We start from the raw sequence: 15,858 nt of genomic DNA on the forward strand, positions 1-15,858 counted from the left end.
GCGGGGGCGTGGGCGCGCGAAAGCGCATCGACGGGCAGCCCGCGCCGCACGGCGGGGCTGCCGGGGCAGGCAGGATCAGCGGCCGGGCTGGCGCTCGACGTCGGCCCAGCAGTTCGGCGTTTCGTACAGCCGCACGCGCTCGAGGCGCAGGTTCACGCCGTAGTGCGCGTCGTACACGTTCGCGAGGATGTCGAACGCGATCGCCGCGAGATTCTCGACGGTCGGGATCCGGTCGATCACGACGGTCTTGTGGTCGGCCATCTGCTCGAGGAACGAGCGCACGACCTCGTCGCGCGCATAGACGAGGAACGCGTGGTCCCACTTGCTGACGAGGTGCTCCATCGCGAGCGCCTTCACATCGGCGAAATCCATCACCATGCCGCGGTCGGGCGCCCCTTCCGTATCGACGAGATCGCCGCGCAGCGTGATTTCGAGCACGTAGCGATGGCCGTGCAGGTTCCTGCACTGGCTGCGGTGATCGGGGATGCGGTGGCCCGCGTCGAATTCGAGTTTTCGGGTAATCAGCACGATGTCAAAAGCCGTGGCTCAGGGAATGTTCAGATATTTGTGGGTCTGCATCGACAGCCGCCACTGCGGATGACGCTTGCACCAGTCGATCGCGAGCTTCGTATTGAGGTCGCGCGACGGGCCGTCCATCGGCTGCACGAGAAAATACTCGAAATCGAGCTTTGCGTAGTCGGCGAGCCGCTGGTTGTCCTGCGGCACGACGACCTTCAGTTCGTTGCCTTTCGTGACGACGAGCGGCGCATCGGCCTTCGGGCTCACGCAGATCCAGTCGATCGATTCGAGCACCGGCAGCGAGCCGTTGGTCTCGATCGCGATCTCGAAGCCGGCCGCATGCAGCGCGTCGACGAGCGGCTGGTCGAGCTGCAGCATCGGCTCACCGCCCGTGCAGACGACGAAGCGGTGCGCTTCGCCTTCCGGCCACAGGCCCGCGATCGTCGCGACGAGCGCGGCGGCGTCCTTGAATTTGCCACCGTTCTCGCCGTCGGTGCCGACGAAGTCGGTATCGCAGAAGCGGCACACGGCCTCCGCACGGTCCTCTTCGCGGCCCGACCACAGATTGCAGCCGGCGAACCGGCAGAACACGGCCGGCCGGCCCGCGTTCGCGCCCTCGCCCTGCAACGTGTAGAAAATTTCCTTGACCGCGTAAGTCATCGTGCTTCGTCCGGCTCGCGCCGCTCGTTGTCGATCAGAATCCGTTGTCCATCAAGCGCTGCCCGCGCGAGCCGCGTCACAGCGGCGCTTCGGTCACCCGCTCGCCCTTCAGGTAGGCTTCGTAGCCGCGCTTGCGCAGCTTGCAGGCCGGGCATTCGCCGCAGCCGAAGCCCCAGTCGTGCAGCTCCGCGCGCTCGCCCACGTAGCACGTGTGCGTCTCGACGCGGATCAGTTCGACGAGCGCGTCGCCGCCGAGCTGTTCGGCGAGTTGCCACGTCTGCGCCTTGTCGAGCCACATCAGCGGCGTCTCGAGCACGATGCGCGTATCCATGCCGAGATTCAGCGCGACCTGCAGCGCCTTCATCGTGTCGTCGCGGCAGTCCGGATAGCCCGAGAAATCGGTCTCGCACATCCCGCCGACCAGCACGCGCAGCCCGCGGCGATAGGCGATCGCCGCGGCGATCGTCATGAACATCAGGTTGCGGCCCGGCACGAACGTATTCGGCAGGCCGTTCGCCGCCGTCTCGATCTCGATCGTGCGCGTCATCGCGGTATCGCTGATCGCGCCGAGCACCGACAGGTCGATCATGTGATCGTCGCCGAGCCGGTCCGACCACGCCGGAAACTTGCGCTTCAACGCTTCGCGCACGCCTTCGCGACACTCGAGCTCGACGCGATGACGCTGGCCGTAATCGAAGCCGAGCGTCTCGACCGTCTGGTAGCGTTCGAGGGCCCATGCCACGCACGTGGCGGAATCCTGCCCGCCGGAAAACAACACGAGCGCGCCGTCTTTAGCGTCTGTCCGAATCACCGTGATACTCCGTGAATGTGTAGGCTCGCGTCGCGCTGCGCCCCGAGGCCGGCTGCCGCCGGGCGGCCCGACACGGCCGGCCTGCGCCGGCTCGACCAGTATAGGCAGCGCGGTCGGCCGAGAATGCGGCGGCGCGCTTATACCGCTCATCGCGCGGCATCGTTGCCGCGCGCCACGGCAGGCGCGCCGCGGGCGGCCGGCCATGCGCATGAAGCGATGCGCTAAGTCATTGAGCGGGCACGGATTTTATCATGCCCCGACGAATGCTGCCGGGCCCGCGGCCCACGACACGCGATACCCACCACAAACGAAAAACCCCAAGAACCTTCCGATTCTTGGGGTTTTGAATGCTGGTGGCCTGGGACGGAATCGAACCATCGACACGCGGATTTTCAATCCGCTGCTCTACCAACTGAGCTACCGGGCCAACGAAGAATGAAAGTATATCGAGCTATTCATCCCTGAGCAAGTGCTTTCGCAAAAAATTTTACAGCGCGCCTTCGGGCGGCTTCTTGCCGAGCTCGACGCCGAGCTGCTTGAGCTTGCGATACAGGTGCGTGCGCTCGAGGCCCGTCTTCTCGGCGACGCGCGTCATGCTGCCGTTCTCGCGCGCGAGGTGATATTCGAAGTACGCGCGCTCGAACGCATCGCGCGCTTCGCGCAGCGGGATGTCGAACGGGATCGCGGCCGTCTGGCCCGCGAGGCCGAGCGCCGACGCCATGTCGTCGCCGAGCGTCGGCAGCGCCGCCGCGGACGCGACCGCCGCCGGGCCCGCAGGCTGGCCGCCGCCCGCCTTCGCCGCCGCATTCGCGGATACGGGCGCCGCGCCGCGTGCGAGACCATGCTCGACCGATTTCAGCAGCTTCTGCAGCGCGATCGGTTTCTCGAGGAAATCGAGCGCGCCGATCTTCGTCGCCTCGACGGCCGTATCGATCGTCGCGTGCCCGGACATCATGATCACGGGCATCGTCAGCAGCCCCTGCGCCGCCCATTCCTTGAGCAGCGTGACGCCGTCGGTATCGGGCATCCAGATATCGAGCAGCACGAGATCGGGCGCCTGCTTCAGCCGGTATTCCCGCGCGGCCTGCGCGTTCTCCGCCGCCTCGACGACATGTCCTTCATCGCTGAGGATCTCCGAGAGCAATTCCCGGATGCCCATTTCATCATCTACCACCAGGATGGTTGCCATTTACGCTGCCTTTGTCTGCTCACTTGCTTTTGTCTTGGCGGGCGTCGCCCCGTCCTGCGCGCCCGGTTCGGCGCCTGGCGTATCGCTCGCCATCTGCAGGAAGAGAATCGACACCTGCGCACCCTCGACGGTCTCGCCGTGCATGCGATTGCGCAGATCGATCCGCGCGCCGTGCTCGTCAACGATTTTCTTGACCGTGGCCAGCCCGAGCCCCGTGCCCTTCGCCTTCGTCGTCACGTAAGGCTCGAACGCGCGGGTCAGGATGCGTGCCGGAAAACCGGGCCCGTTGTCGGACACGGTCAGACGTACCGCGACGCGCGTTTTGCCTTCGGCGTCGGGGTCGCCATATTCTACTGTCTTGGTTTCGATCAACACACGCGGATGCGCGGACTCCGCGACCGAATCCTGCGCATTCTGCAGCAGGTTGTGAATCACCTGGCGCAATTGCGTCGCGTCGCCGCGAATCACCGGCAGCGACGGCGCGAGCTCGGCGACGATCGGGCTCTTGCCTTCGCCGACGCCGTACAGCCCGAGCACCTCGCTCGCCAGGTCGTTCAACTGCAGGTTCGCGAGCACCGCCGGCGGCGTGCGCGCGTATTCGCGGAAATCGTCGACCATCCGCTTCATCGCGGCCACCTGGTTCACGATCATCGTCGCGCCGCGCTTGAGCACGTCCGCGTCGGACGGCGCGAGCTTGTCCGACAGCTTCATCTGCAGCCGCTCGGCCGACAGCTGGATCGGCGTCAGCGGATTCTTGATCTCGTGCGCGAGCCGCCGCGCGACCTCGCCCCACGCGACCGACCGCTGCGCGGAAATCACGTCGGAGATGTCGTCGAACACGACGACGTAACCGGACGTCTGCGGATCGTCGGCCTGCCCCTCGACCGTCGACACGAGCCGCGTGCCGCGCACGAGCAGCGTCAGCGGATCGGTTTCGCCCGGCACCTCGATCGCGAACTGCTGCTGCCAGTGACCGCGATCGCCGCTGCCGCCGTCGGACGCCGCTTCGCGATCGGCGAATGCCTTGCGCACCATCGCGCCGAACCCGGCGGCCACGCCGATCCGGTCGAGCGTCGTGCCGATCAGCGTGTTGAACGGTTGCCGGAAGATCCGCTCGGCACCGCGATTGGCCGTCGTCAACCGGAACTGGCGGTCGAGCACGAACACGCCGGCCGTCAGGTTCGCGAGGATGCTCTCGAGATACGTCTTCGAATGCTCGAGCGCGATGCGGTTCTTCTCGACCGCGAGCCGCGCCTCGGACAACTGGCGCGTCATCGCGTTGAACGACTGCGTGAGGAAGCCGAGCTCGTCGCGCGTCTTGATCTCGCGCTTCGGCGTGTAGTCGCCTTCCGTGATCTCCTTGGTGCCCTGCGCGAGCAGGAACAGCGGCCGCGCGAGCTGCTGGCCGAGCGCGAGCGCGAGCATCATCGCGATGAAGGTCGCGAGGAACAGCGCGAGCGTCAGCGTGCCGATGTACATCTTGCGCAGGCCGGTGCGGCCAAGCGACTTTTCCTGGTACTCGCGGTACGCGCGCTGCACGGCGTCCGCGTTGTGCGCGAGCCCGGGCGGCACCGGCTGCGTGAGCTGCAGGAACCGCTCCGCCGGCTGCAGCAGCGACGTCGTCGCATCGGGAATCGGCCGCACGACGCGCAGCCGCAGCGCGCCCTTCGCGCCGTGCGCGCGCGGGTCGCCGTCGACTTCGCCCTCGATCGCCGCATACGCGCCGTGTTCGCGCGCCTGGCTCAGCATCAGCGGCGTCGGCAGGTCGTCCGGAATCAGCGCCGCGAAATTGCCCGACGCCTGCGCGACGATGTGCAGGTCGGGCGCCGCGCCGGAGCCGCCGCGGCTCGGCTCGACGATCGTCGCGTCCTGCACGCCGAACTGGTCGCGCAGCCGCAGCAGCGTGAGCGTCGTGCCGTTCGTGTTCGCGTCGACGCTCGCGAGCTGGTCGGACATCAGCCGCGCCTTCGTCTGCAGATCGGACAGCGACGCATCGAGCATCCCGCGGCCGAGGTTCAGGCCGGCCGTCAGCGCCGTCTCGACGTTCACGTCGAACCACGACTCGATACTGCGCGACACGAACTGGTACGACACGATGTAGATGATCCCGCCCGGCACCACGCCGACGAGCGCGAAGAACACCGCGAGCTTCGCGAGCAGCCGCGTGCCGAACTTGCCCTTCCTCAGGCGCGCGACGATCATCCCGATCAGCCCGAGCACCACGAGCAGGAACACGAGCGCGACGACGATGTTGGTCGCGTACAGCCACGAGTAGTAGCGGTCGAAGAATTCGGTGTTCGCGCTCGCGGCCGCGAGCAGCACGAGCAGCAGCAGCGCGGTCAGCGCGACGGTCGAGACGATCACGCGGACGAGGAGGCTCTTCCCACTGGCCGCGCGGCGTACTTTATTTAGCACGTTCGGTCACCGTGAAGTTGAAGCGCTTCCAGTCCGACCCGAGCGTCCAGTCGCGGTTGTTCACGGCATCGACCTGGAACGGCTTCGGCATCAGCGCCGTATCGAGCTGCATCCGCACCGATGCCGTGTAGGTTTCGCCCGCGCGCACCTGGTTGCGATCGATCACGTGCCACGACGTGATGTGCCGGACGACCGCGAGCGCATCCTTCAACGACGGGAAACCGAGCTGCAGGCCGCCCGTCGACACGCGGTACTCGCGCGTGAGCGGCTGGAACGACAGGCGGATCGTCTGCGTGACGGACACCGGCTGCTCGTCGAACCAATACCAGCGCGCGCGGCTCAGCTCGAAGTCGGTCGTGAAGTAGAGCGGGATGCCCTTGTTGACGGCATCCTCGAGGTTCGGATTCAGCTCGAAGTCGAAACGCGCGTCGAGGCTCCAGCCGCTTCCGTCGGCCTGGAGCGACGCGCGCTGCACGGCGATCGATTCGGCATGCGCCGGCCGGACGATGGCCACGCATAGCGTCAACGCAACCAGCAAGACGGCCGCGAGCCGAAAGGGAAAAAGGTGTTTGATCGTCACCGTTTCTGAAACCGCGCGTAGAAAAATCCGTCGTGATCGGTGTTCTGGTCGAGTGCGCCGGCGGCCGCCCGTCCGTGCGCGCCACCCGGCAGCAGCTGGCCGGGGGCGTCCAATCGTACCGCATCTTCACAGGCCGCTTCAAACCAGCGGGCCTGCAATTCGCCTTCTTCGGGGAAGATCGAACAGGTCACGTACAGCAGTTCGCCGCCCGGCTTCACGAGCGGCCACAACGCCGACAGGATGCGGCGCTGCTCCGCGACCAGCGCCGGGATATCGGCCTCGCGGCGCAGCCAGCGGATGTCGGGGTGCCGCCGCACGATGCCGGACGCCGAGCACGGCACGTCGGCCAGGATGCGATCGAACGGGCGCCCGTCGTACCACGCGTCCGGCGCGCCCGCGTCGCCGACGCGCACCTCCGCCGCGAGCGACAGCCGCACGAGATTCTCGCCGATACGCGCCGCGCGCGTCGCGTCGCTTTCGAGCGCCACGACTTCCGCGTCCGCGAGTTCGAGAATATGGCCCGTCTTGCCGCCGGGCGCCGCGCATGCGTCGAGCACGCGCATGCCGTCGCGCGCGCCGAGCCATTCGGCCGCGAGTTGCGCGCCGGCGTCCTGCACCGACACCACGCCGTCAGCGAATCCCGGAATACGATCCACCGGCAGCGCCGACGCGAGCCGCACCGCATGCCGGCCGATCGCGGTCGCGTCGATCCCGCTCGCGCGCAGCGTGTCGAGATACGCGTCGACGCTCGCGCTGCGCGCATTCACGCGCAGCGTCAGCGGCCCCTGACGCTCGCCGGCCGCGAGAATCGCCTGCCACGCGTCGGGCCATGCGCGCTTCACCGCATCGACCCACCATGCGCGGTAGTTCCAGCGCGCGACCGGGTCGTCCTGCATCGTCGCGACGAGCGCGTCGCGCTCGCGCAGAAAACGGCGCAGCACCGCGTTGACCATCCCCTTCGCGAATGCGAATTCGCGCCGCGCACCGATGACGGTAACGGCCTGGTCGACCACCGTGAACGCCGGGTACGCGGCCTCGTCCGCCGGGTCGAGCAGCAGCGCGAATGCGCCGGCGAGCACCGCGTGTACGTGCGCGGGCGGCGCCTTGCTGACGAACCGGCCGATCAGCCAGTCCGCGCTGCCGAGGCGACGCATCGTCCGGTAGGCGACGTCCTGCGTCGCGCCGCGCGCGAGCGCCTGCGCACCGGACGGCATCTGCGCGAACACCGCCGACAGCGCCGCCGGCAATGCGGTGCCGCGCCGCACCGCATCGACCGCCTGCGCGGCCGCGTCGAGCGCGAAGCCGAGCGAATCGGGCGCCAGATACAGCGCGGCCAAGCGCGCCGGGCGGCCGGAAGGAGTCGAAGCGGAAGAACGGGGTCGTGTCATCGGTGCGGAATCGGCAAACAGGCGCGGCAATCAGCTGCGGCAAACAAATGCGGCAAACGGCGGGATCGCAGCCGCCAGACGGCCTGGCGATCCCAAACCGCGCATTGTAGCGTGCGGCCATGCCGCCCCTTTGGCCCCTTTACGGCGCACGCAAATGAAACACCCCGCAGCGCGGAGCATGCGGGGTGGCGGGGCGGCCTCCGCGCGGCAACGGCCGCGCGGTATGCCGGAGGTCAATCGAAGCGGCCGGTGCGCGCCATCTCCATCAGGCGCGCGATGCGCTCCTCGGTGGCCGGGTGCGTCGAGAACAGGTTCTGCAGGCCGCCGCCGTGCAGCGGGTTCATGATCATCATCTGCGCGGTGGCCGGATGCGCCTCGGCCGCCTGGAACGGGATGCCCGCCGCATAGCGATGGATCTTGTCGAGCGCGGTGGCGAGCGACTGCGGATCGCCGGAAATCTGCGCGCCGCCGCGGTCGGCCTCGAACTCGCGCGCCCGCGAAATCGCCATCTGGATCAACGCGCCTGCGATCGGCGCAAGCAGCGCGACCGCGATACCCGCGATCGGGTTGGCTGGCCGGCCGTTCTCGTCGCGCCCGCCAAAGAACATCGCGAAATTCGCGAGTGCCGAGATCGCACCCGCCATCGTCGCCGTGATCGTCGAGATCAGGATGTCGCGGTGCTTCACGTGCGCGAGCTCGTGCGCCATCACGCCGCGCATCTCGCGCTCCGACAGCACGCGCAGGATGCCCGTCGTCGCGGCAACCGCCGCGTGCTCGGGGTTGCGGCCCGTCGCGAACGCGTTCGGCGCGTCCTCGTTGATCAGGTAGACGCGCGGCATCGGCAGGTTCGCGCGCGTGGCCAGCTCGCGCACCATCCGGTAAAACTGCGGCGCCGTGTTCTCGTCGACTTCCTGCGCGTTGTACATGCGCAGCACCATCTTGTCCGAGAACCAGTACGAGAAGAAATTCATGCCGAGCGCGAACAGCAGCGCGATCGTCATGCCGCGCGAGCCGCCGATCATCCCGCCGATCACGATGAACAGGGCCGTGATCGCGGCCATCAGCATCGCCGTTTTGACCCAATTGAACATACCCACTCCTTATCCGTCAGGGGACCCGCCGCGCTTCACAGCGCACGGCGGAAAATTGTAAGCGATTTGTTAGATAAGGTCTCGCCGGAAAAATTCAATCTCAGCGTTGCGAAGCGGCAAGACGCAGGCCGAGCCCGACGAAAGCGCTGCCGACCGTGCGATCGAGCCACTTCTTGACGCCCGGCTTGCCGGAAAAGCGCTGCGTGACAGTGCCCGCCACCCACGCGACCAGGCTCGTCCAGGCCGTGCTCATCGCGACGAACACCGCGCCGAGGGTCAGGAACGCCCATGCCTTGTGCGGACTGTCGGCCGATACGAACTGCGGGAAGAACGACACGAAGAACAGCACGACCTTCGGATTCAGCACGTTGGTCCAGAAGCCCTGCATGAACAGCTGGCGCAGCGGCCTGGCGGCCGGGACCTGCACGGCTTCCGCGCCCGACGGCGCGGCGGACGGCTTCGCGATGACCATCCGCACGCCGAGATAGATCAGGTACGCGGCGCCGACCAGCTTGATCACCGTGAACGCGGTTGCCGATGCCGCCAGCAGCGCAGTGAGCCCGAATGCGCACGCAAGGGCGTGGACGCAGCAGCCGGCAGAAATACCGAACGCCGACATCAGCCCCGCGCCGCGCCCCTGCGCGACGCTGCGGCCGACGATGTAGGCCGTGTCGGGGCCGGGCGTGATGTTCAGCAGGAAAACCGCGAACACGAAGAAGCCGAAATGGGTGATGCCGAACATGAAGACCTCGAAACCGGAAAGCGCAGGGAAATTCTACGCGCGCCTGCCGCACCGCGCGACTCGGCCGTCCGGCCAGTTGCGCCGGGCCGGCAGACCGGGTCGAATGGCGCTCGGGCCGTGTCAGTCGGCGTCGGGCAGCGCGAAACGCTGGCCGGCGGCGAGCGGCGAACCGGCGAGGAATTCGCGCGCGGGCAGCCGCTTGCCGCCCGGCTTCTGCAACTGGGTCACGCGCAGTGCGCCGCTGCCGCACGCAACCACCACGCCTTCCGGCGCGGCTTCGACGATCGTGCCGGGCGCCGCGTCGGCAATCGTGCCGCGCGCCGCCATGGGCTCGGCCGCCCACAGCTTGATGGCCGCACCGTCGAGCGTCGCGACGCCGCCCGGGAACGGATCGAACGCCCGCACCTGGCGTGCGAGCACGTCGGCCGGCTTGCGCCAGTCGAGCGCCGCTTCGTGCTTGCCGATCTTTTCCGCGTAGGTCACGCCGTCGGCCGGCTGCGGCGTCGCCGGCAGCGTGCCGTCGCGCTCGAGCCGCACGAGCGCGTCGACGATCAGCCGCGCGCCGTCGGCGGCGAGACGGTCGTGCAGCGTCGCAGTCGTATCGTCGGGCGCGATCGCCGTGCGCGCCTCGTCGATCATCGCGCCGGTGTCGAGGCCGGCGTCCATCTGCATCAGCGTGACGCCCGTCTCGGCGTCGCCGGCCTCGATCGCGCGATGGATCGGCGCGGCGCCGCGCCAGCGCGGCAGCAGCGACGCGTGAATGTTGATGCAGCCGGCGCGCGGGATGTCGAGCACTTCCTGCGGCAGCAGCAGGCCGTACGCGGCCACCACCATCACGTCGTGCGGCGTCGCGCGCAGCAGCTCGATCGCGTCGGCCGCCTCCGCCGGGTACTTGCCCGCGCGGCGCAGCGACGGCGGCTGCGCGACGGTCATCCCGTGCTCGACGGCGTAGCGCTTCACGGCGCTCGCCTGGAGCTTCATCCCGCGGCCGGCCGGGCGATCGGGCTGGGTGAGCACGAGCGGCACCGGGAAACCGGCCTCGTGGATCGCGGCAAGGGCAGCCGCGGCGAATTCCGGCGTGCCGGCAAAAATCACGCGCAACGTATGGGTCATGACAGCGTTCGGGGTCGGGCTGGGCGTGCGCGCATCACATCGCGCGTTCGAGTTTCTTCATCTTCGTCTTGATACGCGTCTGCTTGAGCGGCGACAGGTATTCGACGAACACGCGGCCCATCAGGTGATCCATCTCGTGCTGGACGCACACGGCCAGCAGCCCTTCGCAGTCGAGCTCGAATGCCTCGCCGTGCTCGTTGAGCGCGCGCACGCGCACGTGGTCGGGCCGCTCGACTTCGTCGTAAATGCCGGGCACCGACAGGCAGCCTTCTTCATAGGTCTGCTTCGCGTCGCTCGACCACACGATTTCCGGGTTGATGAACGCGCGCAGTTCGTTCTTCTCCTCGGAGACGTCGATCACGATCACGCGCTCGTGCACGTCGACCTGCGTGGCCGCCAGGCCGATGCCGGGCGCCGCGTACATGGTCTCGGCCATGTCGGCGACGAGCTTGCGGATCCGGTCGTCGACCTTGTCGACGGGCTTCGCGACCTTGTGCAGCCGCTTGTCGGGGTAATGAAGAATATTGAGCAAAGCCATGGTGTTCGGTGTTCGGTATTCGATGGGGCGGCGCGCCGCATCGGCCATCCGGCCGGCTGGCGCCGCCGCCGCGATGCAATGAAGATGAGGCGGATGCGTGGCATATCAATGCCGCGGATCGCGCCTCCTGCAATCGGCCGGGCGCCTGCGCGCACGGCCCTGTCGAGTATTTCGGATGATGAAAATTTTATCATGGCGTCACGCGCTGCGCTGGCCGCCGCATTCGAGGGCCGTCTCATGTCGCCGCAAGCGCTGACGCCCGCCGCGCTGCGCGCCTGGCTGCAGCTCGCGCATGCGCCCGGCCTCCCGCCCGCCGTGCTGCAGATTTTACTTGCTGCGTTCGGCTCGCCGGCGGCGTTGCTGCGCGCGTCCCACGAGGCGATCGCCACCGTGGCCAGCCCCGCCGCCGCGCAGGCCGTGCGCGCGAGCGAGCGCGACGATCTCGATACGCGCACCGACGCCGCACTCGCCTGGCTCGACGGGCCGGGCAACGTGCTCGTCACGCTGAGCGATCCGGCCTACCCGCCGCGGCTGCGCGATCTGCACGATCCGCCGCCGCTGCTATATGTAAAGGGGCGGCTCGATCTGCTGCACGCCCGCGGCCTCGCCGTGGTCGGCAGCCGCCACGCGACGCCGCAGGGGCTCGCCGACGCCACGCATTTCGCACGCGGGCTGTCCGACGCGGGCCTCACGATCGTGTCGGGCCTTGCGCTCGGCATCGACGGCGCCGCGCATCGTGGCGGGCTCGACGGCCGCTCGGGCACGGTCGCGGTGATCGCGACCGGCGCCGATCTCGTCTATCCGGCGCGGCACCGCGCGCTCGCCCACGAGATCGCCGCGCACGGCGCGATCGTGTCGGAATGGCCGCTCGGCACGCCGGCCCGCGCCGCGCATTTTCCCCAGCGCAACCGGCTGATCGCCGCGCTCGCGCTCGGCGTGCTCGTCGTCGAGGCCGCCCCGCGCTCGGGCTCGCTGATCACCGCGCGGCTCGCGAACGAATTGGGGCGCGATGTGTTCGCGATGCCCGGTTCGATCCACGCGCCGCTCGCGCAGGGCTGCCACGCGCTGATCCGCGATGGCGCGAAGCTCACCGCAGCGCCGTTCGACGTGCTCGAGGAATACGGGCTGGGCGAGCCGGCGGCGCACGCACCAGCCGGCACGGTACGGGCCGCCAACCCGGGCCCGAACGCCGGCGAAAGCGGCGAACCCGAAACGGCCGGCGGCGCGCCGGCGAATCGTGCCGTCGCGGCCGCCGCATCGCCCCGGATCGAAGCCGCGTCACCGGTCACCCCGTCGGAACAGGCGGTGCTCGCTGCCCTGGGATACGGCCCCGTGACGTACGAATGGCTGGCCGAGCACAGCGGCCTGTCCGACGACGTGCTGCATGGCGCGCTGCTCGCGCTGGAACTGGCCGGCCGCGTCGCGAGCGTCGCCGGCGGACGGTTCGCGCGGCTTGACGCGGCGCCCACCCCGTCCGCGCGGAGCGTGCTACATTCCCCGCCATAGGGGCGGCCCGGCCGCCGACGCTACCCAAGGAATGCCATGCCCGCGCTGAATCTCGACACCGACGCAGATCGGATCGCCGAGCGCCTCGCCGATCCCGGCACGTTGCTGGTCGCCTGCCTGTGCGCCGAGTGGTGCGGCACGTGCCGCGACTACCGGACCGCCTTCGACCAGCTCGCCGACGCGCATCCGGATGCCTGCTTCGCCTGGATCGACATCGAAACCCATGCCGACCGGCTCGACGATCTCGACGTCGAGAACTTCCCGACCATCCTGATCGAGGATGCCCACACCGCGCGCTTCTTCGGCACGGTACTCCCGCACGCGGCGATCGTGGAGCGCATGCTGTCCGACCTGAGCGCGGTGCCCGGTGCGCCGCACGCACCGAAATTGCGCGACGTCCTGACCGTCGAAGCCTGAATTCGCGGGCCGGCGCGGCAGGTTTCGCGCAGGTTCGCGCGCTGCGCCGCGCCGGACGCTTGCCGCCGTTGCGGCCCCCCTCTATGATGAGCCGCTTTTTACACGCCGAGCCGCCGTCGCTGCCGCGTGTGCTATAAAGCGGTCGTAAAAGGGACCCACGCCGGCGAACCCGGTCTACCAACACACACCTGTCATGTCCAAAGCACTGATCATTGCGGAAAAGCCTTCTGTCGCGAACGACATCGCACGCGCTTTGGGCGGCTTTACCAAGCATGACGAGTATTACGAGAGCGACGATTACGTCCTTTCGTCCGCTGTCGGCCACCTGCTGGAAATCGCCGCCCCGGAGGAGTACGAGGTCAAGCGCGGGAAATGGAGCTTCGCGCATCTGCCCGTCATTCCCCCGCATTTCGACCTGAACCCGATCGCAAAAAGCGAGTCGCGCCTCAAGGTGCTCACGAAGCTGATGAAGCGCAAGGACGTCGACCGCCTGATCAACGCATGTGACGCGGGGCGCGAAGGCGAGCTGATTTTCCGCCTGATCGCGCAGCACGCGAAGGCGAAGCAGCCGGTCCAGCGTCTGTGGCTGCAATCGATGACGCCGCAGGCGATCCGCGACGGTTTCGCGAATCTGCGCAGCGACTCGGACATGCAGCCGCTCGCCGACGCCGCACGCTGCCGCTCGGAAGCCGACTGGCTCGTCGGGATCAACGGCACGCGCGCGATGACCGCGTTCAACAGCAAGGGCGGCGGCTTCTTCCTGACCACCGTCGGCCGCGTTCAGACGCCAACGTTGTCGATCGTCGTCGAACGTGAAGAGAAAATCCGCCGCTTCGTCCCGCGCGACTACTGGGAAGTGAAGGCCGAATTCGCGTGCGCGGGCGGCTTCTACGAAGGCAAGTGGTTCGACCCGAAATTCAAGCGCGACGAATTCGATCCGGAAAAGCGCGACTCCCGCCTCTGGAGCCTGCCGGCCGCCGAAACGATCGTCGCCGCCTGCCGCGACCAGATCGGCACGGTGTCCGAGGAATCGAAGCCGTCGACGCAACTCTCGCCGCTGCTGTTCGACCTGACGAGCCTGCAGCGCGAGGCGAACAGCCGCTTCGGCTTCTCCGCGAAAAATACGCTCGGCCTCGCCCAGGCGCTGTACGAAAAGCACAAGGTGCTGACCTATCCGCGTACCGATGCGCGCGCGCTGCCGGAAGACTATCTTTCGACGGTCCAGTCCACGCTCGAGATGCTCAAGGAGAGCCACAACTATCTGCCGCATGCGAAGCAGGTGCTCGACAAGGGCTGGGTGAAGCCGAACAAGCGGATCTTCGACAACTCGAAGATCAGCGACCACTTTGCCATCATCCCGACGCTGCAGGCGCCGAAGTCGCTGTCCGAGCCTGAGCAGAAGCTGTACGACATGGTCGTGAAGCGCTTCCTCGCGGTGTTCTTCCCGGCGGCCGAATTCCGCGTGACGACGCGGATCACCGAAGTCGCGGGCCATCACTTCAAGACCGAAGGCAAGGTGCTCGTCGAGCCGGGCTGGCTGCAGGTGTACGGCCGCGATGCCGAAGGCGCCGACGCGAACCTCGTGCCGGTGCAGAAGGACGAGAAGGTGAAGACGGACGAAATCGCCGCCGTCGCGCTCGTGACGAAGCCGCCCGCACGCTACTCGGAAGCGACGCTGCTGTCCGCGATGGAAGGCGCGGGCAAGCTGGTCGAGGACGACGAGCTGCGCGAGGCGATGGCCGCGAAGGGTCTCGGCACGCCGGCGACGCGCGCGGCGATCATCGAAGGCCTGCTCGGCGAGAAGTACCTGCTGCGCGAGGGCCGCGAACTGATCCCGACCGCGAAGGCATTCCAGCTGATGACGCTGCTGCGCGGCCTCGGCGTGAAGGAACTCACCGCGCCCGAGCTCACCGGCGAATGGGAATACAAGCTGTCGCAGATGGAGCGCGGCAATCTCGGGCGCGACGCGTTCATGCAGGAAATCGCCCGCATGACGCAGCAGATCGTCAAGCGCGCGAAGGAATACGATTCCGACACGATCCCCGGCGACTACGCGACCCTTCAGACGCCGTGCCCGAACTGCGGCGGCCAGGTGAAGGAAAACTATCGCCGCTTCGCGTGCACGAAGTGCGACTTCTCGATCTCGAAGATCCCGGGCAGCCGGCAGTTCGAGATCCCGGAAGTCGAGGAATTGCTGCAGAAGAAGGAAATCGGGCCGCTGTCCGGGTTCCGCAGCAAGATGGGCCGCCCGTTCTCGGCGATCCTGAAGCTGTCGTTCGACGACGAGACGAAGAACTACAAGCTCGAGTTCGATTTCGGCCAGGACCAGGGCGGCGAGGAAGGCGAAGCGCCCGACTTCTCCGCGCAGGAACCGGTCGGCGCGTGCCCGAAGTGCAAGGGCCGCGTGTTCGAACACGGGATGAGCTACGTGTGCGAGCACTCGGTGGCGAACCCGAAGACTTGCGACTTCCGCTCGGGCAAGGTGATCCTGCAGCAGGAAATCACGCGCGAGCAGATGGGCAAGCTGCTGGCCGACGGCCGCACGGACTTGCTGCCGAACTTCAAGTCGTCGCGTACCGGCCGCAACTTCAAGGCGTTCCTTGTGAAGCAGCCGGACGGCAAGATCGGCTTCGAGTTCGAGAAGAAGGAGCCGAAGGCGGCCGCCGCGAAGAAGACGGCCAAATCGGCGACGAAGGATGCCGAAACCGTGACCGAAGGCGCCGAAGAGAAACCGGCGCCGGCCCGCAAGACCGCCGCACGCAAGACGACGGCCCGCAAGACGGGTTCGTGACGGCCCGGCCGCCGCGCGCCGCTTGCGGCGCGTCCGGCTCCGGCGCGCACCCATAAAAAACGCGGATCGATCGATCCGCGTTTTTTCTTCGTGCCGGC

14 protein-coding genes and 1 tRNA gene are annotated in these 15,858 nt (G+C 67.9%); 3 read left to right on the forward strand and 12 right to left on the reverse strand.

Translation table 11 applies throughout. The features are described 5' to 3' along the window. Positions 1 to 75 precede the first annotated feature (75 nt). The 12 genes from queD to def form a co-directional block, all read right to left on the reverse strand. The gene (queD, locus tag KPB06_RS06545; protein WP_059573615.1) at positions 76 to 528 is read right to left on the reverse strand and encodes a 6-carboxytetrahydropterin synthase QueD; all 453 of its coding nucleotides are present in this window, start codon (positions 526 to 528) and stop codon (positions 76 to 78) included. A gap of 18 nt (positions 529 to 546) precedes the next feature. After that, positions 547 to 1,179, reverse strand: a complete 633-nt coding sequence (gene queE, locus KPB06_RS06550) for a 7-carboxy-7-deazaguanine synthase (protein ID WP_006482565.1) — start codon at positions 1,177 to 1,179, stop codon at positions 547 to 549. Between the two features lie 76 nt (positions 1,180 to 1,255). Continuing rightward, the gene (gene queC / locus KPB06_RS06555) at positions 1,256 to 1,990 is read right to left on the reverse strand and encodes a 7-cyano-7-deazaguanine synthase QueC (RefSeq protein WP_059573614.1); all 735 of its coding nucleotides are present in this window, start codon (positions 1,988 to 1,990) and stop codon (positions 1,256 to 1,258) included. A gap of 351 nt (positions 1,991 to 2,341) precedes the next feature. Further along, positions 2,342 to 2,417, reverse strand: a tRNA-Phe gene (locus KPB06_RS06560). A gap of 60 nt (positions 2,418 to 2,477) precedes the next feature. After that, positions 2,478 to 3,179: a response regulator transcription factor EsaR gene (gene esaR, locus KPB06_RS06565; RefSeq protein ID WP_059573613.1), complete on the reverse strand. Its 702-nt coding sequence runs from the start codon at positions 3,177 to 3,179 to the stop codon at positions 2,478 to 2,480. Further along, positions 3,180 to 5,594 (reverse strand): sensor histidine kinase EsaS, encoded by a 2,415-nt coding sequence (gene esaS / locus KPB06_RS06570; RefSeq protein WP_059573612.1) that lies wholly within the window; start codon positions 5,592 to 5,594, stop codon positions 3,180 to 3,182. It abuts the gene before it with no gap. Further along, complete coding sequence (locus KPB06_RS06575) at positions 5,584 to 6,174, reverse strand: DUF4390 domain-containing protein (RefSeq protein ID WP_060312271.1); 591 nt, start codon at positions 6,172 to 6,174, stop codon at positions 5,584 to 5,586. Before KPB06_RS06575 ends, esaS begins: the two co-directional genes overlap by 11 nt. Next, on the reverse strand, positions 6,171 to 7,562 hold the full coding sequence (gene rsmB / locus KPB06_RS06580; RefSeq protein ID WP_275905537.1) for a 16S rRNA (cytosine(967)-C(5))-methyltransferase RsmB: 1,392 nt from the start codon (positions 7,560 to 7,562) through the stop codon (positions 6,171 to 6,173). Before rsmB ends, KPB06_RS06575 begins: the two co-directional genes overlap by 4 nt. Before the next feature lie 233 nt (positions 7,563 to 7,795). Beyond that, entirely contained in the window at positions 7,796 to 8,653 is an 858-nt protein-coding gene (gene htpX / locus KPB06_RS06585) for a zinc metalloprotease HtpX (protein WP_006485774.1), read from the reverse strand. 100 nt (positions 8,654 to 8,753) lie between these two features. Continuing rightward, positions 8,754 to 9,395, reverse strand: coding sequence for a LysE family translocator (locus KPB06_RS06590; protein WP_275905538.1), 642 nt, complete (start codon positions 9,393 to 9,395; stop codon positions 8,754 to 8,756). 120 nt (positions 9,396 to 9,515) lie between these two features. Next, a complete protein-coding gene (gene fmt, locus KPB06_RS06595; protein WP_060010902.1) occupies positions 9,516 to 10,508 on the reverse strand; it encodes a methionyl-tRNA formyltransferase in 993 nt (330 codons plus the stop codon). A gap of 34 nt (positions 10,509 to 10,542) precedes the next feature. Then, positions 10,543 to 11,046 carry a peptide deformylase gene (gene def, locus KPB06_RS06600; protein WP_059573609.1) on the reverse strand — a complete coding sequence of 168 codons (504 nt, stop codon included), beginning with the start codon at positions 11,044 to 11,046 and terminating at the stop codon, positions 10,543 to 10,545. Positions 11,047 to 11,238: 192 nt separating this feature from the next. On the opposite strand from def, the gene dprA reads away from it, so the two are divergent. The 3 genes from dprA to KPB06_RS06615 all read left to right on the forward strand — a co-directional run bounded on the left by dprA (position 11,239) and on the right by KPB06_RS06615 (position 15,760). After that, positions 11,239 to 12,552: a DNA-processing protein DprA gene (gene dprA, locus KPB06_RS06605; protein WP_257220446.1), complete on the forward strand. Its 1,314-nt coding sequence runs from the start codon at positions 11,239 to 11,241 to the stop codon at positions 12,550 to 12,552. Between the two features lie 36 nt (positions 12,553 to 12,588). Next, complete coding sequence (locus KPB06_RS06610) at positions 12,589 to 12,969, forward strand: thioredoxin family protein (RefSeq protein ID WP_060312278.1); 381 nt, start codon at positions 12,589 to 12,591, stop codon at positions 12,967 to 12,969. 193 nt (positions 12,970 to 13,162) lie between these two features. Next, on the forward strand, positions 13,163 to 15,760 hold the full coding sequence (locus KPB06_RS06615) for a DNA topoisomerase III (protein WP_059573606.1): 2,598 nt from the start codon (positions 13,163 to 13,165) through the stop codon (positions 15,758 to 15,760). Positions 15,761 to 15,858: the final 98 nt, after the last annotated feature.

It is taken from the genome of Burkholderia semiarida (assembly GCF_029268935.1).
Taxonomy (GTDB): domain Bacteria; phylum Pseudomonadota; class Gammaproteobacteria; order Burkholderiales; family Burkholderiaceae; genus Burkholderia; species Burkholderia semiarida.

What these genes read in the sequence shown, in the direction of transcription:
- queE (WP_006482565.1), bottom strand. Translation starts at nt 1,179, where the DNA reads ATGACTTACGCGGTCAAGGAAATTTTCTACACGTTGCAGGGCGAGGGC.
- esaR (WP_059573613.1), bottom strand. Translation starts at nt 3,179, where the DNA reads ATGGCAACCATCCTGGTGGTAGATGATGAAATGGGCATCCGGGAATTG.
- rsmB (WP_275905537.1), bottom strand. Translation starts at nt 7,562, where the DNA reads ATGACACGACCCCGTTCTTCCGCTTCGACTCCTTCCGGCCGCCCGGCG.
- htpX (WP_006485774.1), bottom strand. Translation starts at nt 8,653, where the DNA reads ATGTTCAATTGGGTCAAAACGGCGATGCTGATGGCCGCGATCACGGCC.
- KPB06_RS06590 (WP_275905538.1), bottom strand. Translation starts at nt 9,395, where the DNA reads ATGTTCGGCATCACCCATTTCGGCTTCTTCGTGTTCGCGGTTTTCCTG.
- fmt (WP_060010902.1), bottom strand. Translation starts at nt 10,508, where the DNA reads ATGACCCATACGTTGCGCGTGATTTTTGCCGGCACGCCGGAATTCGCC.
- def (WP_059573609.1), bottom strand. Translation starts at nt 11,046, where the DNA reads ATGGCTTTGCTCAATATTCTTCATTACCCCGACAAGCGGCTGCACAAG.
- dprA (WP_257220446.1), top strand. Translation starts at nt 11,239, where the DNA reads ATGGCGTCACGCGCTGCGCTGGCCGCCGCATTCGAGGGCCGTCTCATG.
- KPB06_RS06610 (WP_060312278.1), top strand. Translation starts at nt 12,589, where the DNA reads ATGCCCGCGCTGAATCTCGACACCGACGCAGATCGGATCGCCGAGCGC.
- KPB06_RS06615 (WP_059573606.1), top strand. Translation starts at nt 13,163, where the DNA reads ATGTCCAAAGCACTGATCATTGCGGAAAAGCCTTCTGTCGCGAACGAC.